This is a genomic window from Algoriphagus mannitolivorans DSM 15301 (assembly GCF_000429425.1).
In the GTDB taxonomy this organism is placed as follows: Bacteria; Bacteroidota; Bacteroidia; order Cytophagales; family Cyclobacteriaceae; genus Algoriphagus; species Algoriphagus mannitolivorans.
On record NZ_AUBV01000007.1, the window covers coordinates 1 to 23,553 of the forward strand.

General features: G+C 41.5%; 19 protein-coding genes. 10 read left to right on the forward strand and 9 right to left on the reverse strand.

The features are described from left to right. Positions 1–318 (forward strand): transposase (locus G458_RS20450; protein WP_035467951.1); only part of this gene is annotated, 318 nt, incomplete at its 5' end. Positions 319–335: 17 nt separating this feature from the next. On the opposite strand, the gene G458_RS0108185 is transcribed toward G458_RS20450, so the two are convergent. The 6 genes from G458_RS0108185 to G458_RS0108215 form a co-directional block, all read right to left on the reverse strand. Beyond that, positions 336–788: a hypothetical protein gene (locus tag G458_RS0108185; RefSeq protein WP_026951472.1), complete on the reverse strand. Its 453-nt coding sequence runs from the start codon at positions 786–788 to the stop codon at positions 336–338. A gap of 33 nt (positions 789–821) precedes the next feature. Beyond that, positions 822–4,637, reverse strand: coding sequence for a class I SAM-dependent DNA methyltransferase (locus G458_RS0108190; protein WP_026951473.1), 3,816 nt, complete (start codon positions 4,635–4,637; stop codon positions 822–824). A gap of 195 nt (positions 4,638–4,832) precedes the next feature. Beyond that, entirely contained in the window at positions 4,833–6,926 is a 2,094-nt protein-coding gene (locus tag G458_RS0108195) for a M28 family peptidase (RefSeq protein WP_026951474.1), read from the reverse strand. Positions 6,927–7,155: 229 nt separating this feature from the next. Then, positions 7,156–8,457, reverse strand: a complete 1,302-nt coding sequence (locus G458_RS0108205; protein ID WP_026951475.1) for an amidohydrolase family protein — start codon at positions 8,455–8,457, stop codon at positions 7,156–7,158. Between the two features lie 20 nt (positions 8,458–8,477). Continuing rightward, a complete protein-coding gene (locus G458_RS0108210; protein ID WP_035467953.1) occupies positions 8,478–9,872 on the reverse strand; it encodes an amidohydrolase in 1,395 nt (464 codons plus the stop codon). Between the two features lie 3 nt (positions 9,873–9,875). Next, the gene (locus G458_RS0108215) at positions 9,876–11,573 is read right to left on the reverse strand and encodes an amidohydrolase family protein (protein ID WP_051287139.1); all 1,698 of its coding nucleotides are present in this window, start codon (positions 11,571–11,573) and stop codon (positions 9,876–9,878) included. Positions 11,574–11,798: 225 nt separating this feature from the next. Here G458_RS0108215 and G458_RS0108220 point away from each other — a divergent pair, with 225 nt between their 5' ends. Genes G458_RS0108220 through G458_RS0108240 form a run of 5 tightly spaced genes read left to right on the forward strand, consistent with a single transcriptional unit; the run spans position 11,799 to position 17,575 of the window. Continuing rightward, positions 11,799–12,158 (forward strand): response regulator transcription factor, encoded by a 360-nt coding sequence (locus G458_RS0108220; protein ID WP_026951478.1) that lies wholly within the window; start codon positions 11,799–11,801, stop codon positions 12,156–12,158. 6 nt (positions 12,159–12,164) lie between these two features. After that, positions 12,165–13,721: a hypothetical protein gene (locus G458_RS0108225; protein WP_026951479.1), complete on the forward strand. Its 1,557-nt coding sequence runs from the start codon at positions 12,165–12,167 to the stop codon at positions 13,719–13,721. Continuing rightward, positions 13,714–15,174, forward strand: coding sequence for a glycosyltransferase family 2 protein (locus tag G458_RS0108230; protein ID WP_026951480.1), 1,461 nt, complete (start codon positions 13,714–13,716; stop codon positions 15,172–15,174). Before G458_RS0108225 ends, G458_RS0108230 begins: the two co-directional genes overlap by 8 nt. After that, entirely contained in the window at positions 15,174–16,394 is a 1,221-nt protein-coding gene (locus tag G458_RS0108235; RefSeq protein ID WP_026951481.1) for a YaiO family outer membrane beta-barrel protein, read from the forward strand. Before G458_RS0108230 ends, G458_RS0108235 begins: the two co-directional genes overlap by 1 nt. Before the next feature lie 11 nt (positions 16,395–16,405). Beyond that, complete coding sequence (locus G458_RS0108240; RefSeq protein WP_026951482.1) at positions 16,406–17,575, forward strand: hypothetical protein; 1,170 nt, start codon at positions 16,406–16,408, stop codon at positions 17,573–17,575. Between the two features lie 6 nt (positions 17,576–17,581). Here the strand turns inward: G458_RS0108240 and G458_RS0108245 are convergent, their stop codons facing one another. Continuing rightward, positions 17,582–19,588, reverse strand: coding sequence for an LTA synthase family protein (locus tag G458_RS0108245; RefSeq protein ID WP_026951483.1), 2,007 nt, complete (start codon positions 19,586–19,588; stop codon positions 17,582–17,584). Between the two features lie 77 nt (positions 19,589–19,665). On the opposite strand from G458_RS0108245, the gene G458_RS0108250 reads away from it, so the two are divergent. From G458_RS0108250 to G458_RS0108265, 4 genes are all read left to right on the forward strand, one after another. Next, complete coding sequence (locus tag G458_RS0108250; protein ID WP_026951484.1) at positions 19,666–20,208, forward strand: class I SAM-dependent methyltransferase; 543 nt, start codon at positions 19,666–19,668, stop codon at positions 20,206–20,208. A 9-nt stretch (positions 20,209–20,217) separates the two neighbouring features. After that, positions 20,218–20,481 (forward strand): DUF3253 domain-containing protein, encoded by a 264-nt coding sequence (locus G458_RS20455; RefSeq protein ID WP_051287141.1) that lies wholly within the window; start codon positions 20,218–20,220, stop codon positions 20,479–20,481. An 18-nt stretch (positions 20,482–20,499) separates the two neighbouring features. Further along, positions 20,500–21,084 carry a peptide-methionine (S)-S-oxide reductase MsrA gene (gene msrA, locus G458_RS0108260; RefSeq protein ID WP_026951485.1) on the forward strand — a complete coding sequence of 195 codons (585 nt, stop codon included), beginning with the start codon at positions 20,500–20,502 and terminating at the stop codon, positions 21,082–21,084. Between the two features lie 69 nt (positions 21,085–21,153). Next, positions 21,154–22,821 carry a DUF6909 family protein gene (locus G458_RS0108265; protein ID WP_026951486.1) on the forward strand — a complete coding sequence of 556 codons (1,668 nt, stop codon included), beginning with the start codon at positions 21,154–21,156 and terminating at the stop codon, positions 22,819–22,821. A gap of 35 nt (positions 22,822–22,856) precedes the next feature. Here G458_RS0108265 and G458_RS0108270 read toward each other — a convergent pair whose 3' ends face one another. Continuing rightward, positions 22,857–23,096 (reverse strand): hypothetical protein, encoded by a 240-nt coding sequence (locus G458_RS0108270; protein WP_026951487.1) that lies wholly within the window; start codon positions 23,094–23,096, stop codon positions 22,857–22,859. Then, positions 23,093–23,551 (reverse strand): DUF4440 domain-containing protein, encoded by a 459-nt coding sequence (locus G458_RS0108275; protein ID WP_157359736.1) that lies wholly within the window; start codon positions 23,549–23,551, stop codon positions 23,093–23,095. The genes G458_RS0108270 and G458_RS0108275 overlap by 4 nt, the downstream gene beginning before the upstream one ends. Positions 23,552–23,553 lie beyond the last annotated feature (2 nt).

The following is a 23,553-nucleotide window of genomic DNA, read 5'->3' on the forward strand; positions in this document are numbered from 1 at the left end:
CTGGAAGGCAAGTGGGGGCAGAAATACGGCTATGCCATCAAAAGCTGGAGAGAAAACTGGGAAGAACTCACAGCTTTCCTGGACTTCCCACTGGAGATCAGAAAGATCATCTATACCACCAACATCATCGAAAACCTAAATGGAAAAATCAGAAAATACACCAAAAACAAGCTTTCCTACCCCACCGATGAAGCCGTCCTCAAATCGGTCTTCTTAGCAGTCATGGAGGCCACAAAAAAATGGACCATGCCCATCCGAGACTGGGGAATGATCCTAAACCAATTTATGATTATGTTTGAAAACCGTCTAAAACTCTAACTAACCCTAAAATCTATTTACACACTTTTCGGGATAGTGTCTCCGGAATATTGTACTCCTTTTTGTTTTATTGAGAAAATTAGTTCTTTCTTTTTATCAATTATAAAAAATGCAGGTACGCCTAAAATATCATCTTCCTGAAAATCTGTCGTTGAAATCTTTATTTCCTCTCCATATTTTCTTGATCCTTTAATTGCTCTTACTTTGTTTGATTCAGAGTCAATTTCATTCCAAGTGCAAAATAGTATGTAATCATTTTCATTAATAAATCCTAAAATATATACAGGGTTGAAATTTTTGTATCTTTCTTTAGAAAATGTTTTTGTGTTAATTAGACTTTTTCCGGTGAATTTTGTGTTTATTTCATCAAATAATTCTTCTATATTGTATAGGTATGGTTTCTTTTCCCCTTTTTTATATAGTCCTAATTCTAATATTTTATACTTTTCAATTATTAAATCAATTTTCATTTTTTTTCTTTTTTTTCGATTTTTAAAAATTATTTAGATAAAAATGTTAATTTTTTCTTTTTCTATTTCATACAATTCATAAACCAATTCATCAATCTCTGATTCCAAGACCGAAGAATCAAATTCTGGATTAGATTTCTTGGTTTCAATTATTTTATTAACTCTGACTTCAATTTCCTTTCTTGTTTTTGGTTTTTCTATTGCTATAGGAATTTGGCTAAAGTATTTCCAAATTAATTGATAACCATTTTGAATTTGTGTACAATACTTTGAGATAAGCCACCATCCCAATTTTGAATTGAGAATTCCCAAAAGTACCTTATCATCTGTTGGCAAGACCCAAATGGAGTTATTACAGTACAATCCTTCATTGTCATATAAAAAACAAGGTTTGACTTGAAATACCTGATACATGATTTTAGGTCTTTCAAACTCTTTCCAGTAAGAAATAGCGTCTTGAGTTTCAAACCACTTACCACTTGTTTTTTTTCTAGATCCTTTCTTTCCCGATTGTTCTAATCTCTCCTTCCCAAAGCTAGATAAGTGATTAAAAACACTAGGAAAATCCTCAATATTCAATTGAAGACTGGGGAATGTTCCAATAAGCCATGAACCTTTTGAATGAGTGACCCACTTATCCATTTCACGACCTCTAAGCATAGGTTTAATTATTTCTTTTGCCTTTGGATCAAGGGTTATCAATTCCTCTCTTTTTAAATCATCAATAAAAAATGCTTCAGATAATCCTGTTTTAATCCCATAATTGGCTTCCCCTTCGAGGTAGTCCTCCAATTTCCTTGAAATTGATTTAATCTTATCTAGAATTTTTTGATCCTCAGAATTTGAGATAACCCATGTATCCTCCGTAATTATATCGCTAGAAACGGAAGTCATATTTTGGATGACATTGATTTCAAAATTTTCCAAAAATCGGAAATCAGGAATTTTGATGGTTTGAAAATTCTTTGTTGTCCCATCATTTTTTGCAATCAAAATACAAGGGTAAGTTGTTGCCTCTTCAAACACTTGGATATCTCCGAAATCAACGATAGAAACTAGCTGTTTACTTTTCAAAAATCCTCTTGCAGGTTTTCCATACCCAGCCTGCATGAATTTATTAGGCATGATGTATGAAAATAGCCCACTTTCCTTTAATACTTCAAATCCCTTTTCAATAAAGAAAATATAGATATCAGCTGTTCCTGAGTAGGTTTTAAACTGATTTTGAAACAATCTTTTGAACCCTTTCAATTCTTCTTGACGGATATATGGTGGATTCCCAATTACCACATCAAACCCTACAAAGTCACCTTGCTCATTCAGCACTTCCGGGAATTCGAATCTCCACTCAAATGCGTTTTCGTAAATTTTATTGTTTTTAATTTCCTCTATTTTTTCCTCGTATTTCTTGATTTCTCCTGCCAGATAGGTTGCTCTGTGATCATAGGCCTCTTGTTCAGATTTGGATAGGGTGAATAGATTTTCTTGGTTGAGAAGTTTCATTAAATCCCCGCGACGATCCGCTAATTTTCTATACAAGGGGTCTGTACTGGTAATTTCTGTTCTAAAATCAGACTTAATGGTTTCAATCAGTCGCTCCATTTCCCGTTTTTGCTCTTTGTTTTGGGCATTGCGGTAGGTATCTACTGCGATCCGATACGCATCTATGGAGAATTTACTTTTCTTCAGAGCCTGACTGAGGTCTGCATCCAAGGCGAAGCGGGAGACCAGGGAGTTTCCACACTTGATATTGATGTCGATATTCGGAAGGGTTTCCAGTTCCCTGCCATGAAACCCTCCTAGGGTTGATATCCCTTGGAGGGTTTGTGGCTTGTAGTAGGATGATTTCAGGAGTTCAATCCAGAGTCGAAGTCGACAGATTTTGACTGAGTTGGGATTGATATCCACCCCGAAAAGGCAGTTTTCGATTAGGGTTTGCTTCTCATGAAAGAGTGTTTCCTGAATGCGTTGGGATTCGGGATTGTTGGGATTGTATTCAAATAGTTCTCCGTCCTCATCCGTGATCACCAATTCATCATTGACTACCGTGACTTGATATTCTTTGAGCCTTTTCCCGTTTCTGTCTTGAAGGATTCTCAGGTCATTTTTGACGGCGATAATTTCATTTAATGCAGATACCAAGAAATGTCCCGAACCTACCGCCGGGTCACAGATTTTTAAAGAATTGACCAGTGAATTGGCTTCATTTCGATCCGTGATAAAATCGTACAAGTCATCAAATTCCAATTCAGAACCCTCCAAGGGTTCCATACCCTTGGAGGGTTTGTGATACCCAGCCTCCCTAAACTTCTGAACCACGGCCCTTCGAATCGTCTCCTTGCACATGTACATGGTGATGAATCCCGGAGTGAAGAAAGAGCCGTCCTTGTATCCATTGATCTTTTCGAAGATTAGGCCGAGCACAGAGGCATTGATCAGAGTTTTGTTTTCTTCCTGTATTTCCTCTGATCCTTCTGAGCTGAAATCATACGCATCCAGAAAACGGAAGATGTATTCCAGGGTATTCAGATTTCCGCTGAGTTTCTTTCCACTGGAATCTTTCAGTACCGTGCTTGAATGAATGGGAAGGATTTTGTCATCCTTAAGATTGGAAATAAACAAAGTCTTATATTCCATCTCTGTTCCTTCAAACAAACTGCTATTCAAGTAGGGGACATGTGAGAATTTATCATTCAGGTCTTCATCTCTTTCCGCCAATTGCTTAGCCAATACCCCGAAAAACAAGCTGTTTAGCTCGTCAAAATCCCCAATTTTTTTACTGGATAAAAATCCAAAATCTTTGTTTCCCTTATTGTAGCTGATCAATTGGGCTTCCAGCAATTTCAAAAAGAGAATCCTGTTGATCCACGTGATGCACAATTCCAAACCCACTGCAAACAAGCGCTCCTCTTCCGTGTCTCCGTATTGGGAGGGTCTATCCAAACGGGAGACCAGGTCCATGGTTTTGAGTTGATTGATCGCATTTTCCAACAAGGAACCGGGATTCCGGTCTTCTTTTTTGGGTCTTCCGATGATCTTTTTGCCTCCATCCTTCTTTTCGTCCAGCCCAATCAAATGAAGTAATTCGGAATAGAATCTCTTATCCAGACTGTTGGAATCATTGGCGAAGGGGAGTTTCAACAAATGCTCAGGGGAAAGTAATTTGAATAAAGCGATTAGTTTGGAATCGTCTGCTTTATCCGAATTCCGAAGCGGTTTATCGTATTCCCGAAAATCAAAATAGGCAAAAGGAATACTGTCTTTGACTTTCTCGAGTTCGGGCTCTGCAATGGATTTGTAAAAGAAATCAGTACGAGTATCTGATTTGGTTCCTGCTGAAAACTCTTCAAAGTCTTTGACCAGCTTTTTGTTTTGTGCAAAGAGTCGGTCGAAATGAATCGCATCCACGATGTACCATTCGTAGATATTGGTGACGACCAAATGACGGACAGAGGTATTTTTCTCGGTAATCCTTTCCCTTAGATAATAAAGAATCAATTCCTGAAAAGCCTTGGAATTTAAATTGGTTTTGGAAGGCATTTCAGCCTTATTGGTTGGCTTTTTCGCCTCAATGATTACCCCAACTTCTGTATTGGATTTGGCTCCATTGTGAATGACGAGGTCATTTCTCCCTTTGGTGTTGATAAAATGGTTGGGATCATACCAGGTTTTCTTCAAAAAATCAGAAACCAGGTTTTTATGAAATTCTTCAGACTCCTTGTCATTAGATTGATCCAAAAGAGCAATCAAATTGAATTTGAACTTTTCAATATCAATTCGATTGGGTTTTACCTTTAGGTATGCGGGGTTAAGGGCTTTTCTGGGTTTGAGTAGTATTTCGCTAGTCATTTAAAAAGAAAATCAAAAACTTATCCCTAAAGATATAAGATAAAGCGAATGTGTAAACAGTCTTTTTTTTGGCTGTTAAAAAAAATCATCGAAATGTTATAAGGAGTGTAGATTCAAATGAAAAAGCCCCAGGAAAGCGAGCTAGTCAAACTTTCCAAGGGCTTTTAATTTGAAAATCCAAAAAGGGCCTGAAGCCTATTCCATCACTTGGGTCAGCTTCTCGATTTTTTTACTCAAATCCAGAATGGCTTTGGCATAGCGTGTATCCCATTCTTCCAGACGGGAAGTGTTTCGGATCGCGACTTCGTACTGGATACCCGGCAAGATCCAGGAAGCGTAGCCTGAGAACGGATCATTGCAGACATAGAGAGATTTGTACCATTCTCCATAATACATGCCTTTAGGATCGATCCAGCTTTTCTCCAGTCCAATCAAGCCTTTGTTGATCTTTGCGAGTTCTTTGGAGCTTAATGACTCCCTTTCCAAAGATTTATCCAAAGCTACCTGATAAGCAGCCGAATTCATTTCTAATTTCTGCAAGGCGGCTTCCACCTGATCAAATCCCTGGAAATTTGGCTCAATGGTTTTCACATTCTTTACCGCTTGCTCAAAATGGCCTTTCAAATCCTGGGCATATCTAGGCACATCGTATGGGATGACTGCGGCATTTGCCTGGCGAATCGCTACCAAACCGAAAACTTGAGCTACCGCTCCGCCCATTTTGAAGCTTGGGTCTGAAAACTTGGAATAATAGTGGAAGTTGTCATAGTTGGAGTGATAAGCAGTAGTTCCTCCGGAACCTCCGCTGAGCGATGGAACGCCGACATGCATGTAGAATGCGATGTGGTCAGATCCTCCGCCCAAATTCCCGATGCGAGGTTCCTCATTTTGTCCAGCCCAAATTTCAAACACAGTTTTGGCAGAATCAGGATAGCTTACCTCCTTGGAAGCATCGATAATCAGCTTTTTCAAGGTAGGGGCGGCGGAAGCTCCGAAATTTCTCCCTGAAGCACCTCCGTCGAAATTCATATAAGAAATCGCTTTGGCACCCAATTCTTTTTTGAGGTGCTCGACCCATTCCGTCGAACCAATCACGCCTTGCTCTTCAGCATCCCAATGTCCGATCAAGATAGAACGGGAAGGCTTTTGGCCATTTTTATACAGGTCTCCAAGGGCTTCCGCAAAGGTCAAAAGCATCGCAGTTCCGGAGTTGGGATCAGTGGCCCCGAAGCTCCAGGCATCGTAGTGCGAACCTAAAATGATCCATTCATCAGGGAAGTCCTTTCCGACAAATGTTCCCACCACATTGTTGGCACGAATAAAATCCGGCTTTTGATCCACCATCACTCTTACTTTGAGATCTTCTCCTCCGGTGATTCGATATTTAAAATCAAAGCCTCCTTGCCATCCCGCAGGTACTTCGGAGCCTTTCATACGGCTAAGGATTTCTTTGGCTGCACCATAGCCAATCGGAGTTACTGGGATGGTATGGAAATCTACACTTGCCGGATCGTCTCTTTTTACCTTTTTCGAGCCATCCAAAGGCAGGGCAGGGCGGTTGGGCGTCAATGGATCACCGGTAAAATCCAAGGTCAGCATGGAGCCTCGTTGGATGGTTGTTTCATTGAAAAAAGGTCCATTGGGATACACTTCTCCTTTGGAAAATCCGGAATCTTTGGGATCAGTATAGACCACCAATCCAATCATGCCGTACTGCTCCGCATATTTGGCTTTGTAACCTCGGAAGTTCCCTCCATAGCGGGCAATGGCTACTTTTCCTTTGAGTTCTACACCCATTTCAGCCAATTTTTCAAAATCCTCCCGTGTCCCGTAGTTCACATACACCACCTCGGAAGTCACGTCACCGCTTCCGGAAAAGGCATTGAACCCCAAATGAAGTCTTGGATCATTGGAAAAAGGATCTTCGGCGATTTCCCCTTCCTTTTGGGAAAGGGTCATCTGAACAGGGGAGACGATCTGAAGTTCCGATTTTCCGGGATTATTCGGCAAATAGACATCGTAAGGCCATACTTTGACTTCCATGCCGGCATCGGACATGATCTTGACCATGTAGTCTTTGACCAATTCATTCTCCGGAGTCCCGGCGATATGCGGGTTTTTGGTGAGTTCGGAGAGGTGAGTTTTGAATCTTCCGAATTGATTGGATTGGAGAAAAGCCTGTTCAAAAGCTTTTTCCTGTGGGATTTGTGATTTCAAAAAACCATCCTGAGCTGCGACTGTCCCGAATAGGAGCGTTGCAGCGGAGAAGGCAAATAGGTGTTTTTTCATAGGGATAGATTGGAAAATTTTAAGATTGGAATATTGGAAAATTGAGTATAGCAACAAGCAATACTATTTGCTGGATTTTTTGAAAGATTATCTGGTCACCGATGCAAGAAACTTGGACAGTTTTTCGTACCAAAACCAACAGGGGCTTAACCTTTCAATTTTCAAATTTTCCAATTTTTCAATAAACTAAAAAAAGCCATGAGATAATCTCCCATGGCTTTTGGTGAATTTAGTTTGCCTTCAGACCTGGAGATCTTTCCAAGAACTCCTGATACAAGCGAATGTGTCTGTTGGACAATGGAATTCTATATCCATCGATAAACACATGCATGATTTGGGTTTTAGTCTCGAAAGGATCACCGGTCGATACGATCAAGTTAGCTCGTTTTCCAGCTTCCACAGAACCGTATTGGTCCTGTACTCCTAGAATTTCAGCGGTATTAATCGTTACAGCTTTCCAAGCTTCTTCTTTGCCTAAACCATAGGCTGCTGCATATGCTGCATGGAAAGGAAGGTTTCTCACGTTTTCTTCTTCGTCTGTTCTGAGAGCTACTTTCACACCTGCTTTGGCCATTTTACCGGCATTGGCATAAGCTGCATCGTATCGGTCAGATTCCCTCGTTGGGAGGTCCTGCACAGGTCCAGTGATGACTGGAATTCCAGCTTTGGCGATTTCGTCAGCTACTCTCCATCCTTCAGCTACCCCTGAGAAGATAACCTTGATTTTTTTGTCGGCCACCCACTTGATGGCGCTTTGGATATCAGCGGCTGCATCTACTACAATCAGCAAAGGAAGTTCTCCTGACACAGCCTTGGAAAGCTGCTCCATCTCAGGGTAATATTGAAGCTGAGCTCCAGATTTTTTCAATTCCCAGTAGTTTTTCGCTTTCTCCCAGATATCGTTGGCCTCCTTGATGGCTTTTTCAGCATCCTTTTTTACATCCTCGTCGGATCTTCTGTCAAATCTCCCTCGTCTGCCTGAGCTGGGGAAGTTCATCACAATGGCTTTGAAGCCACCGTACATCTGATCTGGGGTATAGCCATTGAGGTTAATCAAGGCGGCCGTTCCAGGGAAAAGGCCTCCGGTAGGTACTGCCAGGGCAGTAGTTACACCGGACACCCGAGTCACTCCGATTGCTTCAGAGTTGGGATTGATTGTAGTTAAGGCCTGCATGTTTGGCGTGACATTTCCGTTTTCGGCGTAGTCAACGGTTTCAGCTACAGAGCTCACTTCGACCATTCCCAAGCGAGTACCGCCGTCAATCATACCCGGATAGATAAACATTCCAGTACAATCAACCACTTCGGCATCTCCGGCGGCAATATTACTGCCTACTTGAGCGATTTTTCCATTTTCAATCAAAACAGAAGTGTTATTCAAAGTGCCTTTGGTGATCGTAACCACAGTGGCATTTTGCAGGAGAAATTTCCCGGAGCGGGGTTTTACAAATTCCCCGTCAATTTGGGCCATGGCTGCAAAAGGCAAGGTTGCCAAGAGTGCAGCACAAAAGGTTTTTATGATTTTGTTCATGTTCCTATTCGTTGGGGTAATTAATGTTTGTGACCCATAAATGCGCCTTGGAATGCTTCATAATAAGCATCCAAATCTTGCATACATCTGTGGTCGTCTTCTTCGGCATTTCTCAGGTAAACTGGCTCTACCATTTCTGTAGCAGAAACAATTTGTCTCTGGTCATCCTTGTCTTTTTGGATGTCGAAGTATTTCACCCCGTCCACAAAGGTCATCTGAGGCACGGCATATACTGAAAGTGGATGATGGTCGAAAATGACCAAGTCAGCTTGTTTACCAACTTCGATAGAACCGATTTTGCTATCTAATCCCAATTGTTTGGCCGGATTGATGGTGATCATTGCCAAGGCTTCTTCATCTGTCAATCCTCCATACCGTTGGGTTTTTGCAGCCTCATGGTACAAGTGACGGATCAATTCAGCTGAATCGGAATTGATGGATGTGATCACTCCATTTTTCTGCAAAATCGCAGCGTTGAATGCAGTGGAATAGTAAACTTCCATTTTGTAAGCCCACCAGTCCGCAAAGACTGAGGCTCCCATCGTATATTCAGCGATTTCTGGAGCTACCTTAAATCCTTCATTGGTATGCTGGAAGACCAGTTTTTTGATTCCAAAGTCTCGGAATACATTGATCATCATGTAGATTTCATCAGCTCTATAGGAGTGACAGTGTACAATGATTTTTCCATCCAGAATATCCACCAAAGTCTGCAGACGCTCATTGTATGCAGGAGGAGTAAGGGTGTTTCCTTTTTGGGCTTTTCCTGCATTGTAGGCTTCCCAGGCTTTTTTGTATTGAATAGCTTCGTTAAAGCCATTTCGGATTACCGCCTCAACTCCCATTCGGGTTCTTGGCTGGATTCCGTTTCCTCTGCCATGAACACGGGTTGGGTTTTCACCCAATGCGAATTTGATGGTGCGAGGAGCGTCCTGCATGATGATGTCTGCTGGATTCGAAGAACCCCAACGATGCTTCAAGGTGGCATTTTGTCCACCAATGACATTGGCAGAACCGTGCATGGCATGAGATACCGTCACTCCACCAGCCAAAGCTCGGTAAATTCCAATTTCATAGGGGTTTACCATGTCTTTCATTCGAACTTCAGAAGTGATTGGAGAGGTACCTTCATTGACCACGTCCAGAGCCACATGGGAGTGTGCATCGATAATTCCCGGCATCAGGAATTTGCCTGTGGCATCGATGGTTTCGACCCCGGCAGGAGCATTTAGGTTTTTTCCGATTTGCTTGATCAAACCATCCTGTACCAGGACGTCAGCATTTTCCTGAGTCCCTTGAGTTACTGTGAGTACAGTGGCGTTTTTGATTAAGATATTTCCTTTAGGTGCTTGGGCAAAAGTCAGGTTCATTCCTAAGCCCAAGAAAGCCGAAAGTATTAGAGTTAGCTTTTTCATCTTTTAGTCATTTAGGCTTGGTGAGGCAAGTTTTGCTTTGATCGGGAAAGACCCAAATTGTGCCACAGACATGGTTCCTTCCATGGAGCTTCCATTGACATCTCCAGAGATATTTACGGTCAGGTTCATTCCTTCTGCTGCTACATTGAAATCAAAGGATAGTCTATTACCGCTGAATGAAACATTTTTGATTGGGGAAGAAATCTTTCCGGATCCGGATGGATCATCATAGGTGATAGAACCGGAGTACTCTGAGCCTTCTTTTTTCAGGATTATTTCTCCACCATTCGATCCTGCTGGAGTTTCGGAGGTGTATTCCCAAGTGCCTTCAATTTTAACAGTTCCGCCATTTTCGGATTTACCATTGCTGGCAGCAGCTTTTTTCTTGATCTCATAGTCAAATACAAAACCGTCAGCAATCACGTGCTTTACCTGTGCTCCTTCTTTGAAAAGAGAATCGGTCAAGATCACCATATTGGCCATTTTTCCCTTTTCAAGGGTGCCAGCCACTCTGTTGATGCCCAAAATTGAAGCGGGGTTGGTGGTCAACGCGGCCAAGGCAGCTTTCTCACTCAATCCATTTTCAACCATCGCCTTCAAGGCTTTGTGAGCATCTCCGGCTTTTGCATCGATAGTAGAGAAGGCAAAAGGAATACCTGCTTTTTCCAACAAAGAAGCCTGCTTCAATGCTTGATCGTAAGCTTCTTTTACTCTTGCATATTGAGCTTTGGTCGCTTCAGGAACACCTTCTTCCTTTTGTGCTTTCAAAGCCTTGTCGTCAGGAATTGAGAGTTTGATCAACACAGGAACATTGGAAGACTTAATCAAGTCGATCACAGGTTCATAATATTCCAAACCAGTCAACACCAATTTGAACCCAAGTTCTTTCTGAAGGGAAATTGCTCTACGGATTTCCAAATCATTGGTAACACTAAAAATCACAGGGATTTGCTTTTGTACCACAGCAGCCATTCCTGATTCGGTAGGAGTAGTCTGTGGTCTGCTAACGCCAGTGGTAGAAGCAAAGAGTTTTTCATGCTCTAAGGCATAGGAGGAATTTTGATAGACGTCTCTAAACTTGGCCATTACCCCAACGGCAGTTGCAGGATACATACCTCTAGAACCTCTAAAGTTGGCTGCAAGAGCGGTATTAAGTTGGAGAAGGTTGGTAGATTGAGGGTCACCCAATACCATGATCGCCGCTTTTCCGGGAATCATTCCTCCTTCAGGGAGAATTTGGCTCATCGTAAAACCGGCTTTTCTCCAATCTTCTACCTGACTTGCGTTGGAAGAATATTGATCTGTGACAGATCTCCAAGGGGTGATTCCGGCGATTTCATCGGGAGGATTGGAATTGACCATGTCTTTTGGTCTTTCCGGATCTTTGGGACGGGTCACGCCCATGTTGCCAGCTCCGTCAATGAAGCCTGGATAGATAAATAGGGAGTCACCTGCAATTATTTGTGCCTCTTTGGGAATCTGGACTCCAGATCCAGCTCCCTGGATCACGCCGTCTTTAATCAGAACTGTGCCTTTGACACCAGCCTGACCTGGAGCAGAAAACAAGGTGGCATTGGTAATTGCATAGGTGCCGGTCACTCTTCGCTTTCCCGTGGGGTCACTTTGTGCCCAGGAAGCTTGGGTGATAAATCCGGCAACCAGCAAGCCAAGCAAGCCAGCTTTCAGAATTTGTTTTTTCATGCGATTGATGGTTATTCTTCAATCAGCAAGCTAACAAAAGGCTTTTTACCATCTAGCGACAATTATTTTTTCAAACTTTTTTTTTGATCAATGGCAGTATTTAAATTTTGAAATGCGATTTGTTGAGTCTGTGATGCATGGTAATTTTATTTTCTTTCTTTGAATGGCAAAAACCGCTTGTAAATCTGAATGGGATAGTATCTTTATCATTCGTTTCACCCTATTATGAAGAAAATCCTGATTATCGAGGACGATTTATTGATTTCCAGTCTGGTACAGTTTAGATTAAAAAAAGATGGCTATGAAACCCATTTGGTCAAAGATGGGAATGAAGGCATCAAAGCAATCGACACGCTAAACCCAGACCTAATAATCACTGATGTGATGATGCCGTTCAGAAGTGGTATCGAGATCATCCATCATGCAAAAAAATCACAGCCTCATACGCCGATTATCGTTCTGAGCTCTTTGGGAGAAGAGGAACAGGTCGTATTGGAGGCTTTCAATCTTGGGGTGGCTGATTTTGTCCCGAAGCCATTCAACCCTAATGAATTGGCGATAAGGGTCAAACGGGCCTTAAGCTAATACTGAATGAAGAAAACTTTACTTTCCATTCTTCTGGGATTTTGCATTTCCATTGGGAAGTTATCGGCTCAGGACATTCTGCCCAAGGATAGTTCTGAATGGATTAATTTTCTGCAAATCCAAAATCAAATCCCAGGTTTGGGCTATCAACTTGTTTTCCCTCCAAGTTTGGATAGCCTCGAAGTACAAACTCTCAAGCTGGATCTGACTAAGTCTGATTCTGGATGGGTTAGCGGAATCAGGGAGGACTTCAGTCTTCTGGCTCAAGTTGAGTCTGATAGGGTCAATTTCAAGCTTTTATATTTTATTTTTTCGTCTCAAAACTCAGAAGAGGCAGTCCGTGAGTATATCTCCAACCTAATGAGAAATGGGGATTTTGATCCTGTCACTCAAAAAGTAAAACCCAAAGAAGATTTGGTAGCTTTGGCTGTCAAATCCCCCTACGCTCCAGTATTCGGCAATCGCTATACTTTTACTGCTGACTTGAAGCTCTTTGTGGTTACTTTGATTATTGGGTTCTTTTTTATCACAGCCCTCCTGATGATCATTTCGATGTTGATCTTAAAAGCAAGGAAAAACCGTCGAGAGATTTTGAAGAAAGAATACGAGGAGATGATCGTGGATCCATTGACCAACTTACTTTTTGAAAAAGAACTGGAGGAGCTTTCAAAAATGAAAAAAGCCGATTATGATCCGTTCTTTCCTCTAAACTATTTGTCCAAGCCTCTTTATCAAGATGTGTTGATCCATAGCATTATCGGTCTCAACAAGAAAATGAAGGGCGAATTCAAGGAAAAACTGAAGGCTATTTATCATCAACTTGGCCTTGACAAGGTCTCGGCGGCGAAAATCAGAAAATCCAAATGGCATATTGTCTCTGAGGGTTTAGTGGAAATCAACGAAATGGATCTGGTAGAATGTCTCCAGGATGTCAAAAAGCTGTCTGATTCTTCCAACTTCCATGTGAGATCTTTGGCTGTCTCTGCCCTTCTTAATCTTTCTGAAAAATCAGATTTATCCTTTTTGAGAGACCAGACCTATCCATTATCGGATTGGCAGCAGATGAATTATCTGAGAATCATCAAGTTTGTCAGTGCTCAAAAGCAACTCAAAATTGAGATGCTTTTTGATTCCAAAAACAAGAGTATCCGGATTTTTGGAATAAAGCTGGTTAGAATCCTGGGTAGAGTGGATTTGTTGGAAAGACTGGCTTCAATAGCATCTCAGGCAAGCACGGAAGAAAAAATAGAAATTCTAAAGGCCTATCAAGAAATCGGTGCCCATATGGAGGTGGACTTTATCAACCAATGCCTTCAGGAAGAGGATTTGGAGCTTGTCGAGCAGGCCATTGAGACCGCAAAGTCCCTAGGTGACGAGAATTCAGTGATTTTACTTTCGGAGTTATTTCAAAATACCGATGACTTTTCTACTCAGCTATTAATTCTGAAGAGTATCTATGAATTGGACAAAGGGAAATTTGATGAGATGACTCTCAATAAGGAAGATTCCTCTCGGTTAAAAATCAGAAACCACGTTTTAGATCCCAAGCTAGTCTATGTATAGTTTTCTGTTTTACCTGATATTAGAAGTGGTGGGATGGATGTTTTTGATCCTTAGCTTCTTGGTGATTTCTGTCAATATGGTCATGATGATCCTCAGTTCCTTGGAAATGAGAGATTACCTACGCAAAAATCAATTTGCAGATTATGGAGATATCATCACCTCTCCCATAGCGCCTGGAGTTTCCATCCTAGCTCCTGCATTCAATGAGGGGCAGACCATTGTCCAGAATGTAAAAAGCTTGCTGTCACTCCATTATGGAAAATTTGAAGTGATTGTCATCAATGATGGTTCCAAGGATGATACTTTGGAAAAGCTCATAACCTCCTTTGAACTGGAGAAAAGTGATTTTGCTTACCATCCAGACATTGATACACAGGCTGTACGTGGAGTTTACAAATCTCCCAACAGGTCATATCGTAGATTGATTGTCATTGATAAGGAAAATGGCGGCAAAGCAGATGCTCTGAACACAGGGATCAATGTTGCCAACATGGAGCTTTTGGCCTGTATAGATGTGGATTGTATTCTTTCCAGTGACTCCATTTCCAGAATGGTACGTCCATTCATGGAGGAGACCAATAAGAAAGTCATTGCCGTTGGCGGTGTGATCGGTATTGCCAATAACTGTGATGTTCAAGACGGTACGGTAACGACCTACAGAGTTCCGGATACTACTTTGGGAAGATTTCAGGTAATTGAATATTTCAGAGCTTTCCTAATGGGTAGAATGGCATGGGCTAGGGTAAATGGCTTGATGCTGATCTCAGGGGCTTTTGGTTTTTTCCGAACAGATATTGTCCGAAAGGTTGGGGGATATTTTCCAAAAACAGTAGGCGAGGACATGGAATTGATCGTCCGAATGAGACGATTTATGTGCGAGGAAAAAATCCCTTACAAGGTAGGGTACGTTCCTGACCCACTATGTTGGACTGAAGTTCCTGAAAACAAAGATGTTCTTGCCCGTCAGAGAAACAGATGGATGAGAGGAACTATCGAGACCTTACAACTCCACCGCAAAATCAAACTCAATCCCAAATATGGAATAATTGGGACTGTGACCTATCCTTTCTGGTCTTTGTTTGAGAAAAATGCACCAATTCTGGAAATAACCGGATTGATCTATACCTCCATTCTGATTTTTGTGGGGGACTTCAGTGCAGTCTACTTTATCGCACTTTTGATAATGATGTATTTGCTATCTCTGTTAGTATCCTCTTTCAGTGTGTTGTACGAACAGATCGCATTCAACCATTACAAGGACAAAAAAGATTTAAGAAAGCTAATTTGGATGATTCTTACCGAGCCATTATGGATGCATCCGATGGTAGTTTGGTGGGGATTGAAGGGCCATTGGGACTTTATTAAAGGGAAAGGCGGATGGGGTTCTATGATTCGAAAAGGCTTCAAGACCGCCGAGGATAAAAGGAATTTAAGCACCCAATCTACATCTTGATGAAAAAGATTGCATTGATATTTTTAGTGGTTTTTGGCTCCTTTGGGGTAAAAGCTCAGGATTCCTTTGATCCGGATGAGTTACTTCTGCAAGCTAGAAAGCTCATCCTTGACGGTAAATACAGCGAAGGTAGAAAAATTGCCTTTCGGGCCTTGAATCAATATCCGACCTACGCAGATATTCTGATTCTGGTGGGAAGGAGCTATGCCTGGGAAGGTAAAAATGACTCAGCTAGTATCTACTTGGACAAAGCCGTTCTGGCTTCGCCAACCTATGCAGATGCCTATGTTGCCAGTCTGGATAACCTTCTTTGGTCAGATCAATTGACAGAGGCAGAATCTCTCATTACCAAAGCCAAATCTAACTTCAATCCTTTGCCAAATGAGATTGCCTATCGTGAATCCCGGATTTACTACTATCAGGAGAAATATGATGAGGCCTACGGAGTGGTCGAGCCATTATTCGAAAAAGGCTTTCAGATAGAAGGGATTTTAGGATATATGCAAAATCTCCAACGACTTCGAAAAACCAATGCCATAGGAGCCACCTATGATTACGATACTTTTTTCGGAGACATTGGGATTTGGAATACCTGGTCCTTTTACGGTAGAACCAGGACTGATCTGACAGGAGCTCTTATCGCCCGAGTGACTCAGTCCACTCGTTTTGATGGCTTTGGTACGCTGTATGAACTGGATGCCTATCCTTCTATCGGAAAAAACGGATATGCCTATTTAAACCTTGGAGGTTCCAGCGCCACTTTTTTTCCAAAACTGAGGTTTGGAGCATCTTATTACCATAATCTCCCTAAGGCGTGGGAAATCGAAGGGGGATATAGATATCTCGGATTTTCAGAAGCTACCCATATGATTACCAGTTCGGTAGGGAAATATGTAGGAAACTGGTGGATTAACTTCAGAGCCAATGTAATTCCCTCTGAAGGGCAGGTAAGCACATCCGGTCAGCTTCAGGCGAGATACTATTTCAAGACTGCTGAGGACTTTTTCAGTATACAAGTGGGCTCGGGAGTTTCCCCAGACGAGGAAACCCGAGACCAAAGCCAATTGCTCAACTCCTATCGCTTGAGGGTAGGCTATCAGCAGCTGATCTCACCCAAATTCATGATTTATGGATTTACCGGGTTTAGTAGAGATGAATTGAGTGCTGATAAATTCAGAAACAACTTCAACCTTTCTCTGGGAACAGAATACAGGTTTTAAATCAGGTAGAAATGAAAGAAGAATTAAAACTTGTCCTTTCTAGATTTTGGCCGGTTCTATTGCTAGTAATTGGAGTTCCATTGCTCAGTTTTGGAATCTGGACCTTGTTCCCTTCCAAAAACTTGGAGGTTTTAGTCATAGATAAAACTGTCCCATTCAGTAATTACCGAGAGCATGCCGGGATCATATGGGCTTTAAATCATGATAAATTCACCCCATCCTCTGGAGAGATGTATTCAGTGGATAAAGATTATCTTGGTTTTTTTCCATCAGGAAAAGAGGACTTAGGAACCAAATTGGATTTTTCTGAAAAAACTCCTGCCCAGATTAAAGAGGAGGTCAAAAAAAAGGATGTCATATTCTTTGCGGATACTTACGGGGTTTTTGAAAATGATTTCAAAAAACAAAAAGACTTCCGTGCGGGTAAGAAAATCTATGGGGGCTTAAATCAAAGTGATATTGAAATCATCAGAGCAGCTAAGGAAGAAGGAAAAGTTTTGATCGCTGAATTTAACAGTATGGCTTCTCCTACGACCGATTTTTTGAGATCTGAATTTGAAAATCAGATGGGCATCAAATGGACTGGCTGGATCGGAAGACATTTTGATGAAATGGACACGATCGTGGATGCTGAAATACCAAAGTGGCTGATCCAGCAGTACAAGCAAAACGGAAGATCATGGAACTTCTCTGGACCGGGGTTAGTCTTTGTAAAAGATACAGGGGAAATCGAAGTTTTTAATTTCGGTAAAGACTTTGAAAGTAAGACTCCCACCATTCGTACCCAAAAAGTCAATAAACATGGCTATAAACTTCCTCAGGTAGTACCTTATCCGGATTGGTTTGATGTAGTGTTGATTGAGCGGGATTATCAGGTGATTTCGTACTACGATATTGGACCTACGAATGAAGGATTGCAGAGGCTAAGAAGTATGGGGCTACCGAGATTTTTCCCTGCGGCTATTTACAGAGAAATCAATGGAGGAAAGCAATATTACTTTTCAGGGGATTTTTCGGATATGGAAAATAATTTGGGATCTCCTTATTATGCCGGACTTCCGTATCTCTGGAGAGGTTTTTATGTAGTAGCTGACCATACCAACCGGCAAAGCTTTTTTTGGAACTATTATCAACCTCTAATCTCGCAGATTTTCGAGGATGTTCACCGGTCCAAAAAATAATTTGACTTAATTCTCAGCGGGAAGAAGTTTGCGAGTTTGAACTGTGTAGGAGTTTTTGTTTTTGTATTCTTCAAATTCTCCTGTTAATCGGGTCAAAACTTCCGCGTCAGTAATTGGATCAATATTTAATCCCTCACTGATTACATAGATTTGCCCGTCTGAATAGAAAAATTCCCCGTTGAGATAGTCTATCAGTTGGTTTTTGTTCCGCATCAATGGCATATTGATTTTTGCCTGGAAGGTTCTTGCAGTGTCCAGAACCTGACCAATCCAGGTAACTTGCTCCGGAACTTTGATTCCCACATTTTTTTGCAAAAAGGCCAATAGGGAAGGAGAGATTTCAAAGTGACTGGTAAGACCTTTGAAATAGGCATTTTCCTTCAGCAAAGGGGAATATATAATCAACGGAACATGAAACCTGTCAAGCCGGGTGGTCATCGGAATTTCCGGAAGTCTGTGATCCCCGGTGATGATGAAGATGGTATTGGCAAACTCAGGACGCTTTTTGTATTCTTCAAAAAACAAACGAATTGCATCATCCGCATAGAGGATGGTCATGTAAATGTCTTTGTAGGAATTGTATTCCTGAATTTTCGCAGAATTGAGCCTGAGAACATTGCTCAGGTGGTTGTTTAATTTCGTTTCATATAGCTCCCGTTCGGGTACAATGTAAGGATCATGGGAGGTTTGGGTTTGAAAAATTCTTAGCTCAGGGCCATTCTTTTCATTAGGAAGTTTGAGCATCGCATTTCGAAACAATTCCTTATCAGGATATCCCCAAGAAAAACCATTGTTGGAGGGAGTTTTGCTGAATTGAGGTAAAAATGTATCCTGATCTTCGATTTGGCTTACTTCATGGTATTCCAAGAAATCTCCTTCATGGTCAAATTTGCGATCTGATCCGATAAAAAAGCGGGATTGGTACCCATTGTCTCTCAAAATACTTAGAAGAGACTCATGATTGGGATATTCGGGATATAGCTCCAAAAATCCTTTTTCTCCAAACGGCATTCCTCCCAACACTCCGGGGAGAATACCGAAAGTTCGTCCGGTGGAAGAAATGGCATGGGTCCAGACTAAGCTGTGTTGCTCAAGAGAATCCAAAAATGGAGTAAAGCTCCCTAGGTAAGCATCCTTCCCGGAATAAGCTTTCCCAAAACTTTCTGCCAAGATGAAAACTATATCCGGTGCTTGGGTCAAAGAATCGAAGAATGGGCCTAAAACGTCAGGATAATCCCCTTGGTGAAGGAATGGGTATTCGGTGTTGGTGTATTCCTTTTTGACAAAGAAATTTAAGTCACTACTGCGTAGATAAAAGTCGAAATAGTATTCTCCTCCATACATAAAGTGATCAAAAGCTTGCTCCGCTAAATACTTGGATTTATTCAGCTCAATATTTCTTTTGGTTTCATTGGCTGCTTCAGGAAGCGGATTAGGAAAAATGGCGATTCCAACTAATAGGCTCAGAAAAACTCCTGTAAAGGTCACATATGTTTTTAAGCCAAATTGGAAAATCCGAATTCCGAGATACAGTAAACCGGCGATTAGTACCAAGACAATAGCTCCTCCAATCAAATTGACAGCATTCAATTGCCCAGAGGAACTGATGGTCAAATAGAGGTCATTGAAATTGTAGGCAAAAAGGTCTTTTCCAAGGGGCAATAATGTTTTGACAAAGTAAAATACCAAGGCAGCCTGGATCACCAAAGCAATGGTCAGCATGACTTGCATCAAATACCTAGAAAATTTTGCTGATAGCATACTTATCACCAAATGAATGATGAAAAGCAATCCTAAAAAATAAAGAATCCAATTCAGATCCTGGAAATAACTTGGTGCAAGGAGCTCTTGCTTATTAAAGTCCAACACGTGAGTGTTAAATACCAAAATGATTTCAAGGCCTCTAATCAGCAGCATGAGTAAGATGAAAATCAAGGACATACCCCAGAAATCACCTAGTACTCGTGTAACTCTATCGACAAATGTGGAACGTATTTCAGCCTTCTGGGCCATATTTTCGGAAAATCAATAAAGGATGACGCAGAAAAGATAAATCAAAATCAGGTATCTTCAAGGGTCAATTTTAGATTATGAGTAAATCAAACCTTTTATTGGAGCTATACTCCAATATCGGAACTACCGGAGCCCTTACCTTTAGTTCTAAGTCATTAGTGAACAAAATGCTGTCATTCACTGATTTATCCCATGCAAAAGTAATTTTGGAATTAGGTGGGGGAGATGGTAGTATCACCCAAGGGATAATAGACAGAATGAGTCCTGATGCAGAGCTCCTTGTTTTTGAGATCAACAAATCTTTTTGTGAGGCGATGAAAAAGCAATTCCCTCAGGAGAATGTAAGAATTATCAATGACTCCGCAGAAAATATTGATCTCTACCTTCATGGCAGAGAAGCAGACTATATCCTTTCTTCCTTGCCGTTTAGTTTTATTCCAAAAGAGGCAACAGATCAAATTTTGGCAAAGTCCAGGCAGTCTCTTACCCCTTCCGGAAAGTATATTCAGATTTGCTACTCCTATTTGTTGAAAAACCTTTTCAAGAAATATTTTGATCGGGTTGAGGCAAAGTTTACACTTAAGAATCTCCCTCCGGCATTTGTGATGATCTGCAAGTAATTTAAGGAGATGGAGGTATTGAGGACGGCAATATTGGATTGGGTCTGGAGGAAAAAAGGAAATCCATTTTCACCTCTGGAAGTAATCCGACAAATGTATCCTCAAAGCTGGGAGAGCTTTGTTCCAGAAATTTTGGAAGTAATGATGCAAATGAACTCAGAGGGCTTGATCAAGGTAGTTTTGGATGGAAGAGATATTTTTCCTAAACATTTTCCCACTGGAAAAGAGGAGATTCTGCCGGTTTCGAAACCTGAAGGCAAAAAGAAAGGTTAGGCTTCTAAAGAAAATACTATGAGCGAATCTCTCAATTTACCCCAGACCACTGTCGAGATACCCGAAGGATTGGAAATGATTACTTTGGGTGGAGGATGTTTTTGGTGTACTGAAGCCGTATTCCAGCGACTTCAAGGAGTAGAAAAAGTGGTTTCTGGCTATGCCGGGGGAATCATTAAACAACCCACCTACCGTCAAATCTGTACAGGGACTACCGGACATGCAGAAGTGGTCCAAGTTTACTATAATCCCCAAAAGATAAGTCTTGCTGAGCTCTTGGAAGTTTTCTGGGCAACGCATGATCCCACCACCTTGAATAGGCAGGGAGCTGATGTTGGGCCTCAGTATAGATCCGCGATTTTTTACACTCAAGAATCCCAAAAGGAAGTTGCACAGCAGTTGAAAAAAGAACTGAATGAAGCAGGAGTTTTTGAGCAACCCATTGTTACTGAGATCACTGCGTTTTCCAACTTTTATCCTGCCGAAGATTATCATCAGGAATATTTCAACCTCAATGGAATGCAGCCCTACTGCCAATTCGTGATCAAACCTAAAGTAGATAAACTGAAAAAGCATTTTGCTGAGAAGCTCAAATCTCAGTGATGTTTTAAGAAATCACTCCCAATTGGCCAGAAATGGCTATATTTGCTGAATTTAACCTTTTGCAAACACATGAAGAGAACCAGAGCACAAGAGTCCAGAGCAGCCATTGAGCGACTTTACATCACCATGCGCCATCTTTTTAATCGGGGTAGCTACAAGCCTATGGGGGTTTCCGGCGAAGGCCTGATCAGCGCTTTGATGACCCTTAGTCCGGAAATTTATGGCTCAGTGACCGATCCTGAAAAATTAGAATTGGATGGACTGTTGTATGTAATGGAGCGCCTTCCCAGAGGAATTGAGGAGTGTAGATTCGTCCGTCTGATCAGTAGAGAAGGCTATGAAACCTCCCATTTGACTCCTTTGATTCCACCCAAACGAAAAAGAAACTGCTATCGCCTGGATGAGCAGATTATGTATGTGGAAATGACAAGGGGACGATCTGATATTTATGATATCCTGACGCACCTTACTTTTTTGTATATCGAGTCTCAAAAAATCCAAAGGAACAGTACGGATCCAAAGGGAAGAATTTCTTCCAACTGGATGATGCTGGAAGAATTTGTCCGAAAGGAGAGAGCAGGAGAGGAGCTTGATATTGAGTGTGCTTCTGCCTACCTAAGTCATATCATCGGGCGGACCTTTGAGGAGACCATAGCTGCGGTCAAAAGATTTGAGAAATCTTCCAATGTGAATAGCCTATTTTCCATTGTTTATCATTTAGGAAAACTTGCCATCGAAGAGGCGACCACGGGACAAGATCGGGAGATCAGCTTCTCAGCTACTCTAAGAGAAAGAATCGGCCATCACGTTTATGGAGATCTTTGGGCCAAAAGGATCAAAGAAACTCTTTTAAAACATGATCTTCTAAAGCGTCCGATTCACATCATTTCTGCCAATCTTCACAGTGTGGTGAATACCATTTATGCTCATCAAGCTTTGGGTTGCAATAACTTTGAGGAAATTGAGGCAGTAGCAACCGCAATCTCTGTAAAGGATAAGAATCATCAAGGCAAAAAGATCCAGGACTTTGCTGCCAAGCATGGCTTCATAGACTTGCCTGACGAATCCGGAACCAATATCGGTGCTCAGATCATTGATACAGCCCATTTGGAAAAGAAAACCTTGATCCCGGGAGTGAATCTTCCTGAGGAAAAGGAAAAAAGACCAGTTTTTGTCGTGATGGATTACGCCTTCGGGGAGCAGGCTTATGAGTGTTTTGACGAGCTTTTGAAGCCCTATTCAAAAGAGGGTAAAGAATATCCATTGAATGTAATTTCGACTTCCATCATGGGTAAAGCAGGGATTCTACATGGAGGAAAGGGTGATCTGATGGTACCTACTTCCCATGTGTTCGAGGGTACGGCAGATAATTATCCTTTCCGAAACGAACTGAAAAAATCCGATTTTGAGGGCTATGGATTGGGAGTATATCAAGGTTCCATGATCACTGTCTTGGGGACTTCACTCCAAAACAGAGATATCTTGACTTACTTTATGGAATCTTCCTGGAATGCAGTAGGACTTGAGATGGAGGGAGCTCATTACCAAAAAGCAATTCAGTCGGCTTCTAAGATTCGTGGAAATATCCGTTCCAATGTCAAGGTTTTGTATGCCTATTACGCATCAGATAATCCTTTGGAGACCGGAAGTACTTTAGCTTCGGGAGCCTTGGGGATGGATGGCGTCAAACCGACTTACCTGATTACCTACAAGATTCTGGAAAAGCTGTTTGGATAAGAAATAGAAAAGGAAAGCGAAAAGCTTTCCTTTTTTTATGCCATAAACCCTAAAAGATTCAAAGCTTGGTTACCTAGTCTTTCGTCCCCTTCTATACTCACTTGATCCCTTACCTCGGCAGGCCTTAGGCTTTTGGAGAAAAGCTTCCAAGCTACATTTGGGTCTAAAATTACTTTTGCGTCTAATGAAGGAGAAATATCCGGGGTCAACTCCCATTTTTCATTCAACTCAATAATCCATATTCCACCATTATCGATTCTTGTTATCAAAGTCATTTAACCGGAGTAGAATGCATCATTTCCATTTTCCAGCCTGACTCGGTTTTGATGGCTGTGATGCTTTCAAGCCAGTGTGCTTGTCGGATGATTATTCCATCCCGACGTATAGTTGCCCAGTTTTTATAGGCGGCCCAAGCCCGGTTTTCAAAGATTTTGATCTCGATGAATTCAAAGCTGTTTTCACGGGAAGGGAGATTTCCTTTAGCTTTTTGTCCATCCAAGTATTCTTTGATGACCTGATTGTCCCAAATCTCACCATCCTCCAAAAGGATGAAATCATCTGTGAGGTAAAGCGGTATTTTTTCAGAATCAAATCCTGAAAACAAGCCGTCAAACATATTCTGCACAAGCGATTTTATTTGCTCCTCATCTGATTTCGGCTCGCTTTGAGCAAAAAGGGTGGGACTGGTTAACAGCGCCAGTCCCAACAAGTATATTCTAATAATTTTCATTT